Annotated in this window: 16 protein-coding genes; 8 read left to right on the plus strand and 8 right to left on the minus strand. The window is 70.0% G+C overall.

The window, feature by feature from the left end; genetic code table 11:
- Positions 1-39: 39 nt before the first annotated feature.
- The gene (gene ispH, locus ACIOEW_RS06695; RefSeq protein ID WP_401961953.1) at positions 40-1,383 is read right to left on the minus strand and encodes a 4-hydroxy-3-methylbut-2-enyl diphosphate reductase; all 1,344 of its coding nucleotides are present in this window, start codon (positions 1,381-1,383) and stop codon (positions 40-42) included.
- A 194-nt stretch (positions 1,384-1,577) separates the two neighbouring features.
- Here ispH and dxs point away from each other — a divergent pair, with 194 nt between their 5' ends.
- Together dxs and ispG are read left to right on the plus strand one after the other, a co-directional pair.
- Positions 1,578-3,545 (plus strand): 1-deoxy-D-xylulose-5-phosphate synthase, encoded by a 1,968-nt coding sequence (gene dxs, locus ACIOEW_RS06700; protein ID WP_401961956.1) that lies wholly within the window; start codon positions 1,578-1,580, stop codon positions 3,543-3,545.
- A complete protein-coding gene (ispG, locus tag ACIOEW_RS06705) occupies positions 3,542-4,699 on the plus strand; it encodes a flavodoxin-dependent (E)-4-hydroxy-3-methylbut-2-enyl-diphosphate synthase (protein ID WP_362548888.1) in 1,158 nt (385 codons plus the stop codon). The genes dxs and ispG overlap by 4 nt, the downstream gene beginning before the upstream one ends.
- Positions 4,700-4,710: 11 nt before the next feature.
- On the opposite strand, the gene ACIOEW_RS06710 is transcribed toward ispG, so the two are convergent.
- The 4 genes from ACIOEW_RS06710 to ACIOEW_RS06725 all read right to left on the minus strand — a co-directional run bounded on the left by ACIOEW_RS06710 (position 4,711) and on the right by ACIOEW_RS06725 (position 11,096).
- A complete protein-coding gene (locus tag ACIOEW_RS06710; RefSeq protein ID WP_362548884.1) occupies positions 4,711-5,535 on the minus strand; it encodes an IclR family transcriptional regulator in 825 nt (274 codons plus the stop codon).
- Positions 5,536-5,571: 36 nt separating this feature from the next.
- On the minus strand, positions 5,572-6,618 hold the full coding sequence (locus ACIOEW_RS06715; protein WP_401962946.1) for a polyprenyl synthetase family protein: 1,047 nt from the start codon (positions 6,616-6,618) through the stop codon (positions 5,572-5,574).
- Between the two features lie 29 nt (positions 6,619-6,647).
- The gene (locus tag ACIOEW_RS06720) at positions 6,648-9,281 is read right to left on the minus strand and encodes a cytochrome P450 (RefSeq protein WP_401961959.1); all 2,634 of its coding nucleotides are present in this window, start codon (positions 9,279-9,281) and stop codon (positions 6,648-6,650) included.
- Between the two features lie 378 nt (positions 9,282-9,659).
- The gene (locus ACIOEW_RS06725) at positions 9,660-11,096 is read right to left on the minus strand and encodes an MFS transporter (protein ID WP_362548877.1); all 1,437 of its coding nucleotides are present in this window, start codon (positions 11,094-11,096) and stop codon (positions 9,660-9,662) included.
- 261 nt (positions 11,097-11,357) lie between these two features.
- Here ACIOEW_RS06725 and ACIOEW_RS06730 point away from each other — a divergent pair, with 261 nt between their 5' ends.
- Positions 11,358-11,780: a helix-turn-helix domain-containing protein gene (locus ACIOEW_RS06730; protein ID WP_362548874.1), complete on the plus strand. Its 423-nt coding sequence runs from the start codon at positions 11,358-11,360 to the stop codon at positions 11,778-11,780.
- Between the two features lie 55 nt (positions 11,781-11,835).
- On the plus strand, positions 11,836-12,039 hold the full coding sequence (locus ACIOEW_RS06735; RefSeq protein ID WP_401961963.1) for an FUSC family protein: 204 nt from the start codon (positions 11,836-11,838) through the stop codon (positions 12,037-12,039).
- 50 nt (positions 12,040-12,089) lie between these two features.
- Here ACIOEW_RS06735 and ACIOEW_RS06740 read toward each other — a convergent pair whose 3' ends face one another.
- Entirely contained in the window at positions 12,090-13,319 is a 1,230-nt protein-coding gene (locus tag ACIOEW_RS06740; protein WP_401961966.1) for a TetR family transcriptional regulator, read from the minus strand.
- 65 nt (positions 13,320-13,384) lie between these two features.
- Complete coding sequence (locus ACIOEW_RS06745) at positions 13,385-14,491, minus strand: XdhC family protein (RefSeq protein WP_401961969.1); 1,107 nt, start codon at positions 14,489-14,491, stop codon at positions 13,385-13,387.
- A gap of 142 nt (positions 14,492-14,633) precedes the next feature.
- Between ACIOEW_RS06745 and ACIOEW_RS06750 the strand changes: the two genes are divergently transcribed.
- From ACIOEW_RS06750 to ACIOEW_RS06765, 4 genes are all read left to right on the plus strand, one after another.
- Positions 14,634-15,506 (plus strand): FAD binding domain-containing protein, encoded by an 873-nt coding sequence (locus ACIOEW_RS06750; protein WP_401961972.1) that lies wholly within the window; start codon positions 14,634-14,636, stop codon positions 15,504-15,506.
- Positions 15,503-16,039: a (2Fe-2S)-binding protein gene (locus tag ACIOEW_RS06755; protein WP_401961975.1), complete on the plus strand. Its 537-nt coding sequence runs from the start codon at positions 15,503-15,505 to the stop codon at positions 16,037-16,039. The genes ACIOEW_RS06750 and ACIOEW_RS06755 overlap by 4 nt, the downstream gene beginning before the upstream one ends.
- 5 nt (positions 16,040-16,044) lie before the next feature.
- Positions 16,045-18,432, plus strand: coding sequence for a xanthine dehydrogenase family protein molybdopterin-binding subunit (locus tag ACIOEW_RS06760; protein ID WP_401961978.1), 2,388 nt, complete (start codon positions 16,045-16,047; stop codon positions 18,430-18,432).
- Positions 18,433-18,493: 61 nt separating this feature from the next.
- Positions 18,494-19,129, plus strand: coding sequence for an SRPBCC family protein (locus ACIOEW_RS06765; protein ID WP_401961980.1), 636 nt, complete (start codon positions 18,494-18,496; stop codon positions 19,127-19,129).
- Between the two features lie 701 nt (positions 19,130-19,830).
- On the opposite strand, the gene ACIOEW_RS06770 is transcribed toward ACIOEW_RS06765, so the two are convergent.
- On the minus strand, positions 19,831-20,367 hold the full coding sequence (locus ACIOEW_RS06770) for a hypothetical protein (protein ID WP_362548854.1): 537 nt from the start codon (positions 20,365-20,367) through the stop codon (positions 19,831-19,833).
- Between the last annotated feature and the right edge of the window lie 13 nt (positions 20,368-20,380).

Raw genomic sequence — 20,380 nt, forward strand, 5'->3', positions numbered from 1 at the left:
TACGGTGGTGGGGTGCTGGGGCGGTGCGGACCGGTGCGCTCAGCCGGTGGGCTCGCCGAGGCCGCTAGGCAGACCGAAGGTGACCGTCTCCGTCGCGACCCGCACCTCCTGGGTACGGACCGGACCCAAGGCCTGCAAGCCCACGACGATCTCGTCCACGAGGGCGGGCGCGGCGGACGCACCAGCCGTGACGCCGATGGTGCCGGCCCCGGCGAGGAGGCCGAGCGGCACATCACCGAGATCCTCGACCAGCAGTGACTTCGTGCCTTCCGCAACCGAACGCTCCACTAGCCGTACCGAGTTGGAGGAGTTGGCGGAGCCGACCACCAGGACGAGATCCGCCTCGGCAGCCACTTCCCGCACGGCGTTCTGGCGGTTGGTCGTGGCATAGCAGATGTCGTCGGAACCCGGGCCTCGGATTCCGGGGAAGCGGTCGTGGAGCGCGGCGGCGACCGAGTCCGCCTCATCGGTTCCCAGGGTGGTCTGCATGACGTAGGAGGCGGCCCCCTCCCCGTCGGGGAGCGCTGCCACATCGTCGGCGGTCTGCACCAGTACGGTCCGCTCGGGTGCCTCTCCGATGGTGCCTTCGCTCTCCTCGTGCCCCGCATGCCCGATGAGGTAGATCCGGTCGCCACGGGCGGCGTACCGGCGGACCTCCGCGTGCACCTTGGAGACCAACGGGCAGGTGGCGTCGTAGACATCGAGGCCGCGCAGCTCCGCATCCCGGCGCACCGCGGGGGCGACACCGTGCGCGGAGAAGACGACCGTGGACCCCTGCGGCACCTCGTCGAGCTCCTCGACGAACACCGCACCCCTGGCCGCCAGATCCCGGACCACATGAGTGTTGTGCACGATCTCCTTGCGTACGTAGACGGGGTGCGGGCCACGGTCGAGCAGGCGCTCCACGATCTCGATGGCCCGGTCGACACCGGCACAGAACGACCGCGGCTCGGCCAGCAGGACGGTGCGCGGGCCGAGTGCCGCGCACCAGGCCTCGATCGCGCGGCCGACCGATCCGTCAGGATCCGCGTTGTAGTCGGCGTTCCCTCCCGCGTTCCAGTTCGCGGGTCCAGCGGTCAGCACCACCGCCGTCGGCCGGCCGGGAAGCGCGGCACGGAGCCCGGCCGCCACCACCGGCTCGCCCACCGGGACACCGAGTTCCGCAAGCGTTCCGGCCCGCACCCTGCGGCCGGCCCGGCGCAGCTCCCCGGTGAGCAGCGGGGCCGACGCGCAGGTCACCGTGGAGAACTCGGTGGCCACCAACACGTCACCCGGCCGGACATCGAGGCGCGACGACGTGACCGTGCCGGTCACCACCAGTGGTGCGGCAGTGGAACCGGCCGCCGTCCGCGCCGACACGTCCTTCGTCTCGTCCTGCGCCACAGAAACCGCCTCCTGTCTCGTGCTCGCATCGGATTCGGACGCGGCACACATTAGGCAGCGCCGCGACGGCCCGTCATCGCACCGTCCCGCCCGGCGGGACGGCCATTCGCCAACGACCCGTCCAAGGACCTGCAATGCCTCTACGCGCCGTGGCCGGCGCAGTTCCGCCCGGCGGAAGGAGCGGAAGGAGCCCCATGACTGTCCTGGAGAACATCCACAGTCCGCACGACCTTCGAGCGCTGTCCCCGAACGCCCTGCGCCGTCTCGGCGCGGAGATCCGCGAACTCCTCATCGAATCGGTGAGCAGCACCGGTGGCCACCTCGGCCCCAACCTCGGTGTCGTCGAGCTGACCATCGCCCTGCACTGCGAGTTCGACTCGCCACGTGACCGCATCGTCTTCGACACCGGCCATCAGACCTACGTCCACAAGATCCTTACCGGACGCGCGGCCGGCTTCGACCGGCTGCGTCGCCGCGGCGGTCTGTCCGGCTACCCGGCGCGCGAGGAGTCGCCGCACGATCTGGTGGAGAACTCCCACGCCTCCACGGCGGTCAGTTACGCGGACGGCCTGAGCAAGGCCCATCTGCTGACGGGCGAACCCGACCGTCAGGCCGTGGCGGTGATCGGAGACGGAGCCCTGACCGGCGGCATGGCCTGGGAGGCGCTCAACAGCATCGCCGCGGGCAACCGGCCGAACGTGGTCGTCGTCGTCAACGACAACGGCCGCTCCTACGCTCCTACGGTCGGCGGACTCGCCGAGCACCTCGACGCGCTGCGCACAGCCGCGACGTACGACAGCGTCCTCGACAGCGGCGGCCGGGCCCTGCGCAGCATCCCCGCCATCGGCGACCTGGCCTACCGCGGGCTGCACGGTGCGAAGGCCGGACTGAAGGACTTCACCACGCCGCAGTCGTTGTTCACCGGACTCGGCCTGAAGTACCTCGGCCCTGTCGACGGGCACGACCTGGCGGCGCTACGGCGTGCGCTGCGCAACGCCCGCAGGTACCAGGGTCCTGTGCTGGTGCACTGCGTGACGCGCAAGGGCGCCGGATACGCCCCGGCCGAGAACGACGAGGCGGACCGCTTCCACGGCATCGGCGTCCACGACCCGAAGACCGGCCGGCCGCTGCCCGCGCCGGCCAAGGTGTCGTGGACCTCGGTGTTCGGCGACGAGCTGGCCAAGGCGGGCGAGGAGCGCGAGGAGATCGTGGCGATCACCGCCGCGATGCTCAAGCCGACCGGCCTCGACCGGTTCGCCGCCGCGCACCCGGACCGGGTCTTCGACGTCGGCATCGCCGAGCAGCACGCCGTCACCTCGGCCGTGGGCCTCGCCATGGGCGGGCTGCATCCGGTGGTCGCCGTGTACGCCACGTTCCTGAACCGGGCCTTCGATCAGCTGCTCCTGGACGCTGCGCTGCACGGCGCGGGCATCACGCTCGCCCTGGACCGGGCCGGGGTCACCGGTGACGACGGGCCTTCCCACAACGGCGTATGGGATCTGGCGGTGCTCCAGGTGGTGCCGGGGCTGCGGATCGCGGCGCCGCGGGACGGTGCGACGCTCCGTGCCGAACTGCGGGAGGCGCTCGCCGTCTCGGACGCGCCGACCGTGGTCCGCTTCCCCAAAGGCGCGGTGCCCGCGGACATTCCGGCAGTCGGACGGTGCGGCGGGACGGACATCCTCGCCGAACCGGCCGCGCCCGCCGCACTCGGCGATTCCACCGACTCCGCCGATCCCGCCGCGCTCGTCCGGGACGTACTGCTCGTCGCGGTCGGTGCCATGGCCCCTCTCTGCCTCGCTGCGGCCGAACTGCTCACCGAGGTGGGCCTCGCCGTGACCGTGGTCGACCCGCGCTGGGTCAAACCGGTCGACAACTCCCTGCTGTCCCTTGCCGCCGAGCACCGTCTTGTGGCCACGGTCGAGGACGGCAGCAGGGCCGGCGGCGTCGGCTCCGCCGTCGCCCAAGCGCTGCGCGACGCCGACGTGGACGTGCCGCTGCGGGACTTCGGGACGCCGGCCCGCTTCCTGAACCACGGAACACGCCAGGAGGTCCTGGAGGAGTCGGGGCTCACGGCTGAACAGCTCGCCGCCGCGGTGGAGAAGGCCTGCCGACGGCTTCCGGTCGATGCGCCGCACCCCACGGAACGGAGTTCGCACTCATGACGGTCGCCCTCGGTCTGCCCGCCCTGCCGCCCCAAGCCCTGGCCACCCGCCGCCGTTCCCGGCAGATCATGGTCGGGAAGGTCCCGGTGGGCGGCGACGCACCCGTGTCGGTGCAGTCGATGACCACCACCCTGACCTCCGACATCAACGCCACCCTTCAGCAGATCGCCGAACTGACCGCAGCGGGATGCCAGATCGTCCGGGTCGCCTGCCCGTCCCAGGACGACGCGGACGCCTTGCCGGCCATCGCGCGCAAGTCACAGATCCCGGTGATCGCCGACATCCACTTCCAGCCCAAGTACGTCTTCGCGGCGATCGATGCCGGATGCGCGGCGGTGCGGGTGAACCCGGGCAACATCCGGCAGTTCGACGACAAGGTGCGCGAGATAGCACGGGCGGCGTCGGCGGCCGGTGTCCCGATCCGGATCGGTGTCAACGCCGGTTCGCTGGACCGACGGCTGCTCGCCAAGTACGGCAGGGCCACCCCCGAGGCGCTGGTGGAGTCAGCGTTGTGGGAGTGCTCGCTCTTCGAGGAGCACGGCTTCGGCGACATCAAGATCTCGGTCAAGCACAACGACCCGGTGGTCATGGTCAACGCCTATCGGCAGCTCGCCGCCGCCTGCGACTATCCGCTGCATCTGGGGGTGACCGAGGCGGGTCCCGCGTTCCAGGGCACCATCAAGTCCGCTGTCGCCTTCGGGGCATTGCTGAGCGAGGGCATCGGGGACACCATCCGGGTCTCCCTGAGCGCGCCCCCCGCCGAGGAGGTGAAGGTCGGTACCCAGATCCTGCAATCCCTCGGCCTGCGGCAGCGCGCCTTGGAGATCGTCTCGTGCCCGTCCTGCGGCCGGGCCCAGGTGGACGTCTACAAACTGGCCGACCAGGTCACCGCGGGCCTGGACGGTATGAAGGTACCGCTGCGGGTCGCGGTGATGGGCTGTGTGGTCAACGGCCCGGGTGAGGCCCGGGAGGCCGATCTGGGAGTGGCATCGGGCAACGGCAAGGGACAGATCTTCGTCAAGGGCGAAATCATCAGGACCGTACCCGAGTCGAAGATCGTGGAGACGCTGATCGAGGAGGCCCTGAAGCTCGCCGAGCAGCTCGAGGCGGACGGCGCGGAGCCCGGCGAACCGACCGTCGTCGCCGGGGCGTAGCCGCCGAGCCCTTACCGGCAGACGTGGCCGGGTACGACACCGGCCGCCAGCTCCCGGGCCGCGGTGTGCGCGGCCCGGCGAAGCTGGCGCGACGCCGCCTGTACGTCGAGACCGTGGGCGGGACCGGCGACGGCGATGACCGCGGCCACGGTGCGCGCGGAGCCCCAGACCGGGATGGCGACGCTGGTCACGTTCCGGGCGGGGCCGCCGAGATCGACGGCGATCCCGTCGCGCCGGATGCGTGCCAGTTCGGCGCGCAGCCGTGCGGGCAGCTCGTCACCGGCCTCGTCCGAGTGCGCGGCCAGGACCTTGCCCATCGCCGTCGTGTGGCGCGGCAGCACCGAGCCGGTCCTGATCGGGAGCGGTAACCCCCGGTGCCCGTGCAGGTGTTCAAGGCAGAGCACCCCGTGTTCGTGCTCCACCCCGAGGTGGACGGCGAGCCCGGTGGCCTGGAAGAGGTCCAGGAGATGCGGCAGCAGACGGTCCCTGAGTGCCAGGGCCCGGCCGCCGGAGGCCTGGCGGGCAAGGCTCAGCATGCGCGGGCCCAGCCGGTATCCGGCGGCCTGCCGGTCCGCGAGCCGTAGATCGGCCAGGACGCCCAGGAGCCGGTGCACCGTCGACTTCGGCAGGCCGGTGCACCGCGCCACCTCCGATGCACCGATCCAGTCGCCGTCCACGGGGAGCGCGCCGAGCACGAGGTAGGACTTCTCCACCACGTTCCGCGCCGCCGCCGGTTCCTGCCGGACCGCATCCGGTCCTGATTCGGGCCAGCGGGGTCCGGCCTCGGCCCCGGCCCCGGCTGTTCTCGCGGTTGTCGCGGTACCACGGTCGAGCATGTGAATCCCCCTGTTCTGTGCTGTGTGTACGGCGTCTCAGTGCGAGCGGTCGGCGACGAACCGTGCCAGTTCCGTCAGTTCGGCCGCGGCGGTGGGGTTCACGGCCGTGGCCTCGATGATCTCCAGGGCCTGCCGCAGATGCCCGTCGGACTGGTCCGCGCCGAAGGCCCGGCCGCCGACGTGGGCGATCAGGTCGGCGGCCCGCTGCAGGTCGAGGTCCCGCTCCGGTGCGTCGGGCGCGGTGTTCAGGAGGTGCCCGAGGAGTCCCGCGTGTGCCCCGCCGTCGACGGTGGCCGCGAAGACCACCGGCAGTGTCTTCTTGCGCCGCCGCAGGTCGCTGAAGACCGGCTTTCCTGTGACCAGCGGGTCGCCCCAGATGCCGAGCAGGTCGTCGATCGCCTGGAAGCCCAGGCCCAGGTGCCTGCCCGCCGTGGACATCGCGGCGGCGGCGTCGGGCCCGCCGCCGCCGAGCAGGGCACCGAGTCCGGCGGCGCAGGCGAGCAGCGAGCCGGTCTTGTCGGCGGCCATCGCGGTGTACTCGTCCACCGTCACCGCGTGTGCGCCGGCCCATGGCCGGCCCTCGAAGGAGATGTCCGCCGCCTGCCCCTCGACCAGTTCGATCAGCGCGTCGGACAGCATGGCCGCCGCCGCACCGGCCGTGGAGCCGATGGTGCTGAGGGCGAGTGCCAGCAGGGCGTCGCCCGCGAGGACCGCGGGGCCCACGCCGAACGCCTTCCACAGGGTCTCTTGGTGCCGTCTGCGTTCGTCGCCGTCCATGATGTCGTCGTGCACCAGCGAGAAGGCGTGCACCAGCTCGACCGCGACCGCCCCGGCCACCGCGTCCTCGGAGGAACCTCCGACGGCCTCGGCGCAGAGCACCGCGAGGGCGGGCCGTAGACCCTTGCCACCACTCCCGCCCCGGCGCACACCGTGCACGTCGCACCAGCCGAACGCGAACGACGCCATCCGCGCCACGCTCGGGTGCAACCGGTCGACCGCGTCGTGCAGCGCGGGCAGCACGAGGGTGCGGCAGCGCTCCAGGGACTCCAGTGCGTCAGGCAGAGCCGTCTGGGTCAGTCGCATCTGATCCGCCATGTCGTACGGGATCCCCTTCAGGCTATGTCGGACAGCACGAGGCCGTCCTGGCTCGGAGTCGGGTGCCGCGGACTGGGCACCATGAGCAGCGGACCGGTGCCGAGCGAGGCCTTGGGCACGGCCACATTGGGCTTCGCGCCCGGCGCGGGCCGCAGCCGCCAGCGCGAGGCGATGGTGGCGAGGGTCAGCGTGGTCTCGGCCTGCCCGAAGGCGTCCCCGATGCACTGCCGGTTGCCCGCGCTGAACGGCACCATCGCGCCGCGCGGCACCTCGCCGGAGCGTTCGGGCAGCCAGCGGTCCGGGTCGAACTGCCTCGGGTTGTCGAAGTGGACGGGATTGCGGCCCAGGGCGTACGGGCTGTACATCACGATGGTGCCGGGTGACAGCTGCTTTCCTGCCAGTTCGGTCTGCCGGGTGGTGGTGCGGGTGAGCAGCCAGGCCGGCGGGAACATCCGCAGCGTCTCGTTGAGTACCCGCCAGGTGTAGTCGAGCCGGGGCAGGTCTTCGAAGGTGGGGGCCCGGCCGTCCGCGAGGACCTCGTCGAGCTCCGCGTGCAGCCGCTTCTCCACCTGGGGGTGGGCGGCGAGCAGATGGAAGACCCAGGCCATGGTGTTGCCGGTGGTCTCGGTGCCGCCGATGAGGAGCGTCATGACCTGGTCGTAGATCTCCTCGTCGGTCAGGCCCGCACCGGTCTCCTCGTCCCGCGCGTTGACCAGGATGGACAGCAGGTCGCCGCGGTCGGTGCCGGCCTCGCGCTGTTCCTCGATGGTCTCGCTGATGACGTTGTGCATCCGTGACTTGACCGCCTCGTACCGCCGGTTCCCCGGGGTGGGCAGCCGCTCCTGCCAGCCGGTCGGCGCGACCATCCGCTGGTAGACGCCTCGCATGATGATCGGCATGCAGTACGCCACTTCGGGTATCGCCCGGTCGGCGACGGTGGTGGCGAACATCGTCCGTGCGGTGATGCGCAGGGTCAGGGCGTGCATGGCGTCGCTGACGTCGAAGGCCTTGCCGCTCTGCCAGCCCTCGATGACGTCCTCGACCTCCTCGCCCATCAGTGAGACGTAGCCGGGCATCCGGGAGGGGTGGAAGGCGGGCTGCAGCAGACGGCGCTGCGTGCGGTGGTCCTCCCACTCGGAGCTGACCAGGCCGTTGCCGACCAGCGCGCGCGCCTTCTCGAAGAGGGGGCCGCCCTTGTCGAAGGTGCGGGCCTCCAGGAGCACCCGCATGACGAGGTCCGGATGGCAGGCGAGGTAGGCCTTCTTGGGGCCCAGGCGGATCTCGACCAGGTCCCCTCTGGCCGGCAGGTCTTCGAGGAACTCCAGGGGGCGACGCCAGAGTTGGAGGGCGTGGCCAAGTGCGGGGACGGCGCCGGGTGCGGTCGCGACCCGGTAGGTGCGGTCCGTGGCCGGTCTGCGGGCAGGGGTACGGGACGACGCGGCGGCCCCGTGGTCGACCGGGCAGTGCGCGCCGGAAGCGGGTGCGGATGCGCTCTCCGCTGCGCTGCCGGATTCGTCGCCGGCCTTGCTCACGACGCCCTTCCGGCCGCCCACGCTCGTGAAGTCGGCCCCGGCCGTCGCCGCTGCGGTGGGGCGTTCCGGCTGGAACCGTACGATCGGAGCGTCCAGATCCAGCCAGCCGGACGTGCTGCCGTCCCACACCGATCCGTCACCGTAGTAGCGTGGCGTGAGGTACTCGAACTCCTGGCTGCCGCCCATCAGATGGTCGACTGCGGTGAGGTATTCGACGACATCGTCGCGGGATCCGAGCGGCCCGGCCAGCAGCGCGTCGCGCGTCTCGATGTACTTCCTCTCGTGGTGCTCGACCAACTCGCTCAGCCGGTGCACGGCGTCCTGGGGGCTGTGGCCCTCGCGCTCGGTCAGCACCCTGACCACCGTCATCTTGTCGTCCTGTGCCTGTTCCTTGCGCCAGGACAGCAGGTCGTTGATGATGATCATCTGGCGTCTGCAGTGGTAGTGCAATTCGGCCAGTTCCGGCAGGTGTTCACTCATGTCGACGGCTGCTCCGTACTCCGTCATCAGCTCGATGAAGTCGCAGCCGAAGCTCTCCAGGCGCACTTGGACACAGGCCTCGTAGTCGGGCACGCTGTCCGTCAGCTTGGCCTCGATCTCCGTGGTGCAGCCGCGCAGAAAGGCTTCCAGGCTCACGCCGAACCGCTTGACCTGCGCGGGAGACAGTCCGGGACTGATGCGCCGCCAAAGATCCTTGGCTGCGGTGCCGTACGCGATCTCCTGCGGGCTCGGGGCGTGGCCGGCCTGGCCCGCGGTGTCCCGCGCACCTCCGGTGAACTCGGCGAGAACGTTCCCGAAGATCCGTCGCGCCACCCCGCCGTCGGCCCCGAGGGCCGACCGGTCGGACACGGAGCTGTCGATGACCGTGACGTACTGGTACCAGTCGGCGATGTCGAGCGCGCGTTGGTCGCTCGCGCGGGGCACCGTCAGCGGCCCGTAGATTCCGTTGCGCTGACGGAGGAAGAAGAGGAGGTCGCTCTCGTCAGCGAAGCACACGGCGAGATTCTTGCGAATCCAGCCATTCGAAGCGATTTCGATCTGGGCAGATTTCGGGTGGTAGGCGCAGGGGAGCAGTCGCGGCAGCTCCGGGTAGAACAGGAAACGGGAATATGGTGACATGATCAACCTTTCTTCCGTCGCACAACTCTTCGAATGCTCCGTCACTGAAGAGGTTCAGGTCAATGACTCCCGGGCAACTTGGCCTATACCTACAAGGCGATGAAAAGGGAATTAAAGACTTCGCAAAGTGATGCATGTTCAACTATTTGATCGCCACACCCGCCCCCACCTCGGATGATGGGTGATTCCCTTGCAGTGTTCTGTGCCGAATCCGAGGGCGCGTTAATATAGTGGGAATTGTTGTTGCAAGCGCGAAACACTTGATTCATACGAGCTGGAAAGGTGACAGTGCTTTTCGGCCATTTGCTTGTTTCGTCTGGGAACACAGAAAGGCCCGACAGCTCGGCTGTCGGGCCTTTCTGTGTTCTTGCTGCGAAACTATGTACGCGGCTTCGTCTTGATCATTGTGGCCACAAGGATCAGAGCCACCACGACGAATGCGCTGCCGACGAGGAGCGCATTGCCGACCCCGTCGGCCATCGCGGTCGTGGCCGGCGCTCCGGTCGAGGCGTCATCGGCCCTGGCTCCGTACACGGTGACGAGCACGGCGAGCCCGAGGGCGCCGCCGATCTGTTGCATCGTCTGCAGGATGCCGGCGGCCACCCCGGAGTCGCGCGGCGCGACTCCGCCGAGGATCAGTGCGGTCAGGGGCATGAGGAAGGTGCCGATGCCGATGCCGACCAGGATCAGCGGCAGCAGCAGCCCGGCCGTGTACGAGGTGCCGGCGTCGAGCGCCGAGAGCCAGAGCACCCCGGCGAGGATCAGTACGAGTCCGGCGAGGATGAGCCGGCGGGGGCCGAACCTGGGCAGCAGCTTCGGGGTGGCCCTGGACATGGCGAACATGGCAAGCCCCATGGGCAGGAACCCGAGTCCCGCCTTCAGCGCGCTGAACCCGAGCACTTCCTGGAGGAATTGCGGAACGAAATAGAAGACGCTGAAGTTGCAGGCGAGCACCAAAAGCATGACTGCATATCCGGCACCGCGGAGGCGGCTGGCGAGCAGCCGCATCGGCATGATGGGATTCTTGATGCGGAATTGCGTGACGAGGAAGGTGGCCAGAAGGACCGCTGCGGCCACGAGCGATCCGATCGCCACCGCGTCGGACCAGCCTTCGGCCTCGCCCCTGATCAGTCCGTATACCAGTGCTGTCAGCCCCACCGTCGCAGTGAATGCCCCCACCACGTCGACGCGCCCGGGGTGCTTGTCGGGTGAAGTGATGAATTTCGGCGTGAGGGCAACCGCGGCGATTCCGATCGGCACGTTGATGAAGAGCACCCACCGCCAGGATGCCCATTCGGTGAGGATGCCGCTGAGGATCATTCCCAATGCCATGCCGAGGCCCGCGAGGGTCGAATAGACGGCAAGGGCTTTGTTCCGTGCGTTTCCCTCCTCGAAATTCGTGATGAGCAGGGACATCGCACCCGGTGCGGCGAACGCCGCACCGACACCCTGTGCCGCGCGGGCGGCGAGCAGCTGCCAGTCGTTCACCGCGAACCCGCCGAGCAGTGAGCAGACCGTGAACAGCAGTACGCCCGCCATGAAGGTGTTTCGGCGCCCGAAGATGTCACCGAGCCGGCCGCCGAAGAGCAACAGCCCTCCGTAGGCGAGCACGTAGGCGTTGAGGACCCAGGAGAGTCCGGTGGCCGAGAACCCTAAGTCGGCCTGGATCTGCGGGAGTGCGACGGTCATGGCGGTGGTGTCGACGACCACCATCATCTGACAGGACACGATGATGGCGAGGATGACGCCGGGATGCCGCACCGCCTGCCCGGCGGCACCCGCCACCGCAGTGGAGGAAGTCGTGGAGGAAGTCAACTCTGTTTCCTATTCGGTCTGTTGTGCTCCGAGTGGCGGTGTGGATGGGGATCGGACTCCACCGCCACCCCCTCAACGCACCGTAGATCTCTGACGGTTGGCTACGAACCAAAAGAGAGTAACACTTGAATGGGGGGCTGTGGGGGAGCGGCGGCGAGTCGTCGCGTGGGTGGGCGCTCCACCGCCGGCTCCCGGGGAAGAGTTACTCTCTTCGGGTACGTGCACACTCGGCAGCGCGCAGGACACCCGGAGGTGAGAGGCATGGCAGCTACGGCCACGGCGCGGCAGCGCGCCAAGGAGGACGCGCCGGACGGCGCGGCGGACAGCGCCTTCGTGAAGGACTGCCCGACCGGTCAACTGCTCGCGCGGGTCAGCGACAAGTGGGTCAATCTGGTCGTCAACGCGCTTGGCGAGCAATCGCCCATGCGCTACAGCGATCTGGGACGCAAGATCCCCGGGGTGAGCCAGAAGATGCTCACCCAGACCCTCCGCTCGCTGGAGCGCGACGGCATCGTGACCCGCACGGTGACGCCGTCGGTCCCGGTGCGCGTCGACTACGAGCTCACCGGGCTCGGCCACAGCCTCTGCTGTCTGCTCGCCGCTGTGAAGAACTGGGCGTCGAGCCACGTCGACGAGGTCGAAGGAGCAAGAGAGCGGTTCGACACGGCGCACGAAGGCCTCTGAGCGAACGCCTGGCGACGCGGCCTGTGAATGCGCCGGCTCAGTGCTGGCGGCGCCCGTGGTGGTGACCACGGGCCATCGCGCCGTTCAGCGCAGTCTGGGCACCCTGTCCGGACTCGTCATCACCGCGGGCATCATGGCCCTGCACCCCTCACAGGGCGTCACGATCGTCATCGCCGCCGTCGCGGTCGGCCTCGCGCAGCCTCTGCTGGCCAAAGAACTCTGCGCTGGCGATGCTCGTCCTGCAGGCGCCGAGCCCTGAGAAGAACTTCGTGGCGCACCGTCAAGCCCGAAACGCCGGAGGGAAATAAACTACCGACGCGACCGGCCCTCCAGCTTCTGCCCCAGAGCGCCGAGCAGCTCGGAGAGCCGGCGCCGGTCGGCCGCGCCCAGTCCGGCGAGCAGTTCCTGCTCCTGGGCCGACCGTGCGGCGAAGATCCGCTCGGCCAGTTCGAGACCCTCCGGGGTGAGACACAGCCGGATGATCCGGCGGTCGTCCGCGTCGCGTTCCCGCCGGATCAGACCCGCTGCCTCCAAACGGTCCGCGTGCTGAGTGAGACCACCCGCGCGGGCCGTGCCGGATGCCGCCACCTCGCCCATCGTCCGACGATAGGGCTCTCCTGCTTCGCGGAGGACGGCGAGCACGTCGTAGGCAGGCAGGCTGATGCCGTACTCCTGGACGGTCCTGCTGGTCAGCGCCTGATTGGCGGCGGCGCACTCGTTCAGCCGCGCGAACAGGGTTGCGGAGGAGTTGCCCGCCGCCTGCTCCGCCCGCTCCGGGCGAAGGCGCCCGGAGCGGGCGGGCTCCGAGGGCTGGGACCCGTCATGGGAGTCGCTCACACCACCCGGTTCGGGCGGGGGAGCGGTGTCGAGGGCGTCGCCGAAGGCGGTGGTGAGTACGTCTGTCAGCGCCGGAGCGAGCTCCTCGGTCGGGACGGAGGCCGCCGGTTCATGGGCGAAGAGATAGCGTTCCATGATCACGCCGAACAGGACGCTCCGGATGACAGCGGCGCGCGCCTCCGCGTCGGCCGAGTCGCCGAGCAGCCGCATGAGGGGTTCGCCGACCTGCTTCTCCAGGATCGTGCGCAGGAGCTCGGCGCTCGGAGGGTGACTGACGGCCGAGCGGATCAGTGCCGGCCAGGGATCGTCGGCCGGGAGGCGGTCCCACCGGTCGAGGTAGGCGCGGGCCAGAGCGGCGGGGAGTTCCCCTGTATCGGCGGCCGTGGCCGACAGCACGTCGCCGGTGACGCCCGATCCGCCACCCACCGCTTCACGGAACAGACCGTCCTTGGTGCCGAAGTACGCCATCACCAGGCCGGGTGTGACTCCCGCCTCGGCCGCGACGGCGCGTACGCCCACACCTCTGTAACCATGCGCGCCGAACAGTCGCCGGGCCGCTTCGAGGACCGCACGGCGATTGCCCTCCGGGTCATGGGAGCCGGGGCGGCGTTGTGCCGGCTGACCCGGCGGCCCTGCCTCCAGGCCGGTTCCCGGCGTGGGGCCCTTCGCCGACCGTCGACGGTCGTTGTCCTCTGGATGCACTTGGTCCACATTAAACGAGTGTTCAAATTGAACGGTCGTTCATAAAAACACCCGTTCAAAAACAGTCACGTTGCGTGTACCGGACCCGTCCGCAACGTGAGCGGCAGTGCGGTGCCGCCCCGCCTCACCGCCACGATCTCGGCCAGGATCGACACGGCGGCCTCCTCGGGGCCACGGCCGCCCAGGTCCAGCCCGATCGGTGAGCGGAGCCGTGCGAGTTCCGCGTCCGTCGCACCCGCCGTACGCAGTCGCGCCATCCGGTCCTCGTGTGTCCGGCGGCTCCCCATGGCTCCGACGTATCCGGCCCGGCTGCGCAGGGCGAGGGCGAGAACCGGCACGTCGAACCGTGGGTCATGACTCAGTACGCACACCGCGGTCGCGGCGTCGACCAGGTCCTCGTGGGCGCGGAACCAGCGGTCGGGCCGTTCGGCGACGACGTCGTCGGCCCGCGGGAAACGCTCGCCGGTCACGAAGGCGGGCCTGGCGTCGCAGACTGTCACCCGGTACCCGAGTGTGGCGCCGACGTCCGCCAGGGGCCGGGCGACCTCTGCCGCGCCGAAGATCAGCAGGCGGGGCCGAGGGGCGAAGGACTGCACCAGCAGCGCGCGCTCCGGCGCGCAGATCGCGCCGTCGGCCGCGCCGTCGATCGCGCCGTCCCCGCTGGCCACGAGCCCGTTGGCGCCGCGGCCGAGCATGCCCTCGGCAGCCAGGGCCGCAGCCCGGTCCGCACTCGGGTCGCCCAGTGATCCGGATACCCCTCCGCCGCCGACGGCCAGGCACCCTCTGCCGTCGACCGGAGTGACCAGAGCCACCGGCACGCCGGCCGCGACGTCGGCGGCGATCCGGCCGAGGGGCACGTTCGCGCCCACCTCGCGGACCAGCACCTCGATCGTTCCGCCACAGGTCAGGCCCACCGCAAAGGCGTCCTCGTCACCGATTCCCCAGCGTTCGAGCACCGGGGCCGCGCCCGCGAGCACGTCCTCCGCGATCGCGCAGACCTCGGCCTCGACGCAGCCCGCGGAGACGCTTCCGACGACACGGCCCCCCTCGGACACGAGCATCGAGGCGCCCGGACCGTGCGGGGAGGAGCCCCAGGTGCGCACCACGGTCGCCATGGCGAAGCGGATCCCGGAGCGTTGCCAGGCGGCTGCCTGGTCGATGACGTGTCGCATATAGCCCTCCGCGGGCTGTGAAGTTTCGGACGACCTCTTGCCAAGAAGAAACTTTAATGTAAATCATTTAAGGCGCTAGATAAATCCGTCCGTGTCGAATGCCACGGCGGGACGACGACACGAGAGGTCCGGTGGCAGCGGGTTGAAACCCACATCCTTCGACTACACAGCCCCGAGCACCGTCGGCGAAGCGGTCGCCCTCCTCGGTGACGAGGAGCGGGAGGCCAAGGTCGTCGCGGGCGGCCAGTCCCTGATTCCCATGCTGAACATGCGTCTCGCCAGACCCGGGCTGCTCGTGGACATCACGCGGATCCCCGAACTCGGCCGCCTCCATGTGGACGGGTCGGGCAACCTCCGCATCGGAGCCGCCGTACGGCAGGCCCACGCCGCCGCGGACAGCGCTGTACGGGGCGGATGGCCGCTCCTGGCCGCCGCGATCGGCCACATCGGACACCCTCAGATCCGTAACCGCGGCACCGTATGCGGCAGCCTCGCCCACCACGACCCGGCTGCCGAACTCCCCACCGCGGCACTGTCCCTGGACGCCGGCTTCGTGATCACCGGGCCGCGGGGCACTCGTACGGTCACCGCCGAGGACTTCTTCGTCGCCACCTTCTCCACGGCCGTCGAGGCGGACGAACTCCTCACCGAGGTCGTGTTCCCGCCGCCCCCGGCGCACCACGGCTGGGCCTTCGAAGAACTGACCCGCAGACACGGAGACTTCGCCACCGTCGGTGTGGCCGTCGTCCTGGAACGCGACACCGCCACGAACACCGCCCGCGCCGCCCGGGTGGTCTTCTGCGGCGCGGGATCCGTCCCGGTACGGCTGCACGCCGCCGAGGACGCGCTCGTCGGAAGCGACATCGACGAGCAGGCCCTCGCCGCCGCGGCACGCGCCGCACTGTCGGGCCTCGCCCCTGCCGACGACATCCACGCCACCGCCGAGTACCGGCGCGAGGGCGCCGCCCACCTTCTCGTCCGCGCCTGCACCACCGCCTGGGAGCGCTGCTCATGACCCCCTCCGTCCCCACCCCGCTCGCCGCGCGCACACCGCCGCTCGCCGAGCCCTCCGCCTGGCACGCGATCAGCCTCACCGTCAACGGACGGCCGGTCACCGCCCAGGTCGAGTCGCGGCTGCTGCTCAGCGACTTCCTGCGCGACCGGCTCGGTCTCACCGGTACCCATGTCGGCTGCGAACACGGGGTCTGCGGGGCCTGCACCGTCCTCGTCCACGACGAGCCGGTGCGTGCCTGCCTGACCCTGGCCGTGCAGTGCGACGGGGCCGAGCTCCGCACCGTCGAGGGCCTCGCCCCCGACGACGCCCCGCTCACCCCCGTGCAGCGGGCCTTCCACGAGTGCCACGGCATGCAGTGCGGCTTCTGCACACCCGGATTCGTCATGACGGCGACCGCCCTGACCGAGCAGCCCGAGCGGCCCGACAAGGAACAGGTCGCCGACGCGCTCAGCGGGCACCTGTGCCGGTGCACCGGCTACCGCAACATCCGCCGTGCCGTGTGCCAGGCACTCGACGAGCGATTCGGGAAGTGACCAGCATGTCCCACACTTCCGACCCTGCCCAGTCCGGCAGTGGCAGCTGGATCGGCCGTTCCGTCCCACGTGTCGAGGACGACCGGCTACTGCGCGGCAACGGCCGCTACGTCGACGACGTCGCCCTCCCCGGCGCCGTCGAGGCCGCCTTCCTGCGCAGCCCCCACGCCCACGCCCGCATCGAGTCGGTCGACGTGACCGCGGCCCTGGCCGCGCCCGGCGTCGTCGCCGTGTGGACCGGCGACGACGTGGCGGACCTGCCCGCGATGCTGAACAAGGAGGAACTGCGCACCCCGCCGGGCCTCGCCGAACTCCTGGACCCGCTGGTCCGGATGACCCCCATGCCCCTTCTCGCCCGCGAGAAGGCCCTCTACGTCGGCCAGCCCGTCGCCGTCGTCCTCGCCGAGAACCGCTACCTCGCCGAGGACGCCCTGGAACTCGTCGAGGTGCGGTACGCCCCGCTGCCGGTGCTCGTCGACCCCGAACACGCCCTGACCGACGGCGCGATCCGGCTGCACGAGGAGCTGCCGGACAACACCGCGGTCACCGTCGCCGCCCGCGTCGGTGACCCGGAAGAGGCGTTCGCCGGCGCGCACGCCGTGGTGAACGAGCGCTTCGACGCCCACCGTTACGTCGCCTCGCCGATCGAGACCCGCGCGATCTCCGCCCAGGTCGATCCGTACAGCGGCCGGCTGACCGTCTGGTCGGGCACCCAGACCCCGCACCGGCTCCGGGACGCCATCGCCCACACCCTCGGCCTGGAATCCGCCGCCGTCCACGTCATCGCGGCCGACGTCGGCGGAGGCTTCGGCCAGAAGGGCATCCTCTACGTCGAGGAACTCCTCATCCCGCACGCCGCCCGTCGTCTCGGGCGCCCCGTGCTGTGGCGCGAGGACCGCAACGAGAACCTCACCGCCTCCTCGCACGCCCGTGAACAGATCCACCGCATCGAACTCGCCGCGGACGCCGAAGGCCGCATCATCGCCGTACGCGACCGGATCACCGTCAACTTCGGCGCGTACAACATGACCGGCCTGGTCGTGCCGTACAACTCGTTGTGCCACCTCCTGGGCCCGTACCGCATCCCGAACGTGCACATCGATGTCGTCGGCGTGCTCACCAACACCACCTTCGCCACGCCCTACCGGGGCGCCGGACGCCCGGAAACGGTATTCGCCATGGAACGGGCCATGGACCGGCTGGCCGCGGAACTGGGCATCGATCCGGAGGAGTTGAGGGCCCGCAATCTGGTTCGGCCCGACGAGATGCCGTACGCGACCGGCCTGGTGGACCGCTCGGGCAGTCCGCAGTCCTACGACTCCGGGGACTTCCCCGAACTCCTGCGCCGAGCCGTCGCGAAGGCCGACGTCGAGCTGGTACGCGAGCGACAACGCGAAGGCGCCCGCGACGGCAAGCGCGTCGGCATCGGATTTGCCATGTACATAGAGGCAACCGGCCTCGGGCCGTTCGAGACCGCCCGCATCGACATCGCCCCCAGCGGCCGGGTACGGCTCGCCATCGGCGCCCCCTCCCAGGGACAGGGGCATCGCACCTCGATGGCGCAGATCGCCGCCGACGCCATCGGAGTGCCGCTCGATGTCATCGACGTGGTCGGCGGCGACACCGATGCCACCCCGTTCGGCGTGGGCACCATCGCCAGCCGTGCCCTGGTCAACGCCGGCAACGCCACCCACCGGGCCGGCCGGCTCGTCCGCGAGAGGATCGTCGAAGCGGCTGCCCGGCGCCTCGGGGTCGCGGCGGACGGCCTGGACCTGAGCGATGGCGTCGTGCGGGCCAAGGAGCAGGGAGGCCCGTCCATCAGCCTGGCGGAACTGGCCGGGAAGGCACCGCTGCCCGGCATCCCCGAACCCACCGACGGCCGGCACGGCACCGAGATCAGCGAGACCGTGCACTTCCGCCCACCGGGTTTCGCGGTCGCGAGCGGAGCGCACGCAGCCGTCGTCGAGGTCGACGAACACACCGGCGAGACCGAGATCCTGCACTATGTCGTCGTCCACGACGCGGGCAACATCGTCAACCCGATGATCGCGGAAGGGCAGGTCACCGGCGGCATCGCGCAGGGCATCGGCGGAGCGCTGTACGAGGAGATGATCTACGGCCCCGACGGTCAGCCCCGCACCGGCACCTACATGGACTACCTGGTGCCCACCTCCTCGGAGATCCCCGACCTCGACATGGACGAGATCTTCACCCCGAGCCCCATGAACGACCTCGGCGTCAAGGGACTCGGCGAGGGCGGTGCGATCGCACCCCAGGCGGTACTTGCCAACGCCGTCGAGGACGCGCTGCGCCCCTTCGGTGCGGTCGTACGCCGCGGCCCCCTGTCACCGAGCCGGGTGCGCGCGCTGATCCGTGCGGCAGCCGACGCCTGAGTCCGCCCGACACCTGTACCGGCTCCGCATCCAAAGCCGGCCGCCCTTTGATTGGACAACCATGCAACTGGACCACTCCTTCACCGTCCCCGCCGGCCTCGACGACGCCTGGAAACTCTTCCAGGACCTCGACCGGGTCGCGCCCTGCATGCCCGGCGCCGTACTGGACACCCTCGACGGCGACTCCTTCACCGGCCGCGTCAAGGTCAAGGTCGGCGCGGTTCAGATGAGTTACCGCGGAGAGGGGACCGTCACCCGCGACGGATCCGCCCGGTCGATGTTCCTCGACCTCAGCGGAAGCGAGACCCGGGGCGCGGGAACCGCGTCGGCCAGGGTCACCGCGACGCTGAGCGCGGCTCCGGCCGGCACGGTGGTGCGCGTACGCACGGACCTCGACATCACAGGCCGGCCGGCGCAGTTCGGCCGGGGCATCATGACCGAGGTCGGCGACCGCATCGTCCAGCAGTTCGCCACCCGGCTCGAAGAGCTGTTGCGGGATGCCGGTCCTGGCTCGTCGCCGACGCCCACGACGAGCGCCACGGAAACCCTCCGGGGCAGGCTCGGACCCGAGCCGGAGGCCATCGATCTCGGCGCGGCCGCGCTGCCCGTCCTGCTCAGGAAGGCTGCGGCACCCGTGGCGGCCGTGCTGTTCGCAGTCGTGGTGATCAAGGCGCTGAGGCGGCGTTCTCACAAGTGAAACCCGGCGGCGCAGCCGCGCCCCGAGCCGGACTCCTCCCCTCCTCGCGCGGCTCCACCGCTCGTCCCTGCGCTACAGGTTCAGGCATGCTGCCGATCGATCGGCACGATCTGTCCGTGAGGGCTTCGGCGTGCTGACCACCCCGCGTCGGCCGGGGGATCCGTTCCGGTCGTCGGCGGGCCGACTTGCCGACTGCGGCCATGACGCGCGGGCCTGACCCTGCGCATCGAGCATCTGAAGACGGGCGGCCTGATCGTCCGTGAGGGGGATGCGGTCAACCGCAGGGTCGCTACTCGCACGTCACGGACAAGGGCCTCGCGACGACGGACATCGCGTCGTGGAGCATTTCTGGTGTGTGCTGATCCGGCCTCTCCACCCTGCCCTCGCAGACTCCATCCATCACGGGCGATGGGCCGGCGACCAGTGCCGTGTTTCAGGTCCAGCGGGCCGTGCTGCCGCATAGAAGGACGGCGGTGCGTCGGACGTCCCGCCCGTACCAGTGCGGCGAAGTCCCGTGCCGGCGAGCGGCAGCCTCCCCTTCCCGACCTGGCGAGGGAGGCCCTCGCCGACTTCAGGGCTCGTCCACTCCGCCTCACCGATCGTTTCCCGGCAGGGCGCCAACCTGACATCGCAGGCGTCATTGCCCGCCCGGGATGAACCGGGCGGGCAGCGGAATCGAACGGTCCGGTCGGCGGTCAGGATCAAAGCGCCCGGTAATAGGGCGAGGGGATCGACGATGCGACACCGAAGGGCGCGAATTCAGCCTCCGTGAGAACGCGGCAGACGAACTCCGAGGCCGACATGTCGAAACGCTGAAATGGCTCCAGCGGGTCCACGCGGGCCATCACCGGCCATGTGGCCGGGTCCTGTGCCGTGTTGGCCAGCCAGTAGTACTCCTCCTCGATGAAGGAGTAGCCCCATTGCACAAGACCCGTTCCTGAATTTCCTTCATCCGCGCCGAGAAGGCCGGCGGGGTCGAACATCCGCCGGTTGTCCGGGTTCGTCGATACCGACTTGAGCAGTGTCGCGTGGTTGGCGCGCACCGACTCCGAATCCTCGTTCGCCTCCAGGACCAGGAGATGGTCGCTGAACGCGCCCCAGGGCGCGAAACGCCGACGCAGTTCCTTGAAATCATCGGGGAGAGGGGTGCCCAGGAATTCCTCGGTGCCGGACCAGTCGGGTTCGCCGACTTCGCCGTCCCAGCCCGTGACCGTCACCAGGCGTTCGACCCATTCCATGTGCACCCCTCCA

It is taken from the genome of Streptomyces sp. NPDC087901 (assembly GCF_044742205.1).
In the GTDB taxonomy this organism is placed as follows: domain Bacteria; phylum Actinomycetota; class Actinomycetes; order Streptomycetales; family Streptomycetaceae; genus Streptomyces.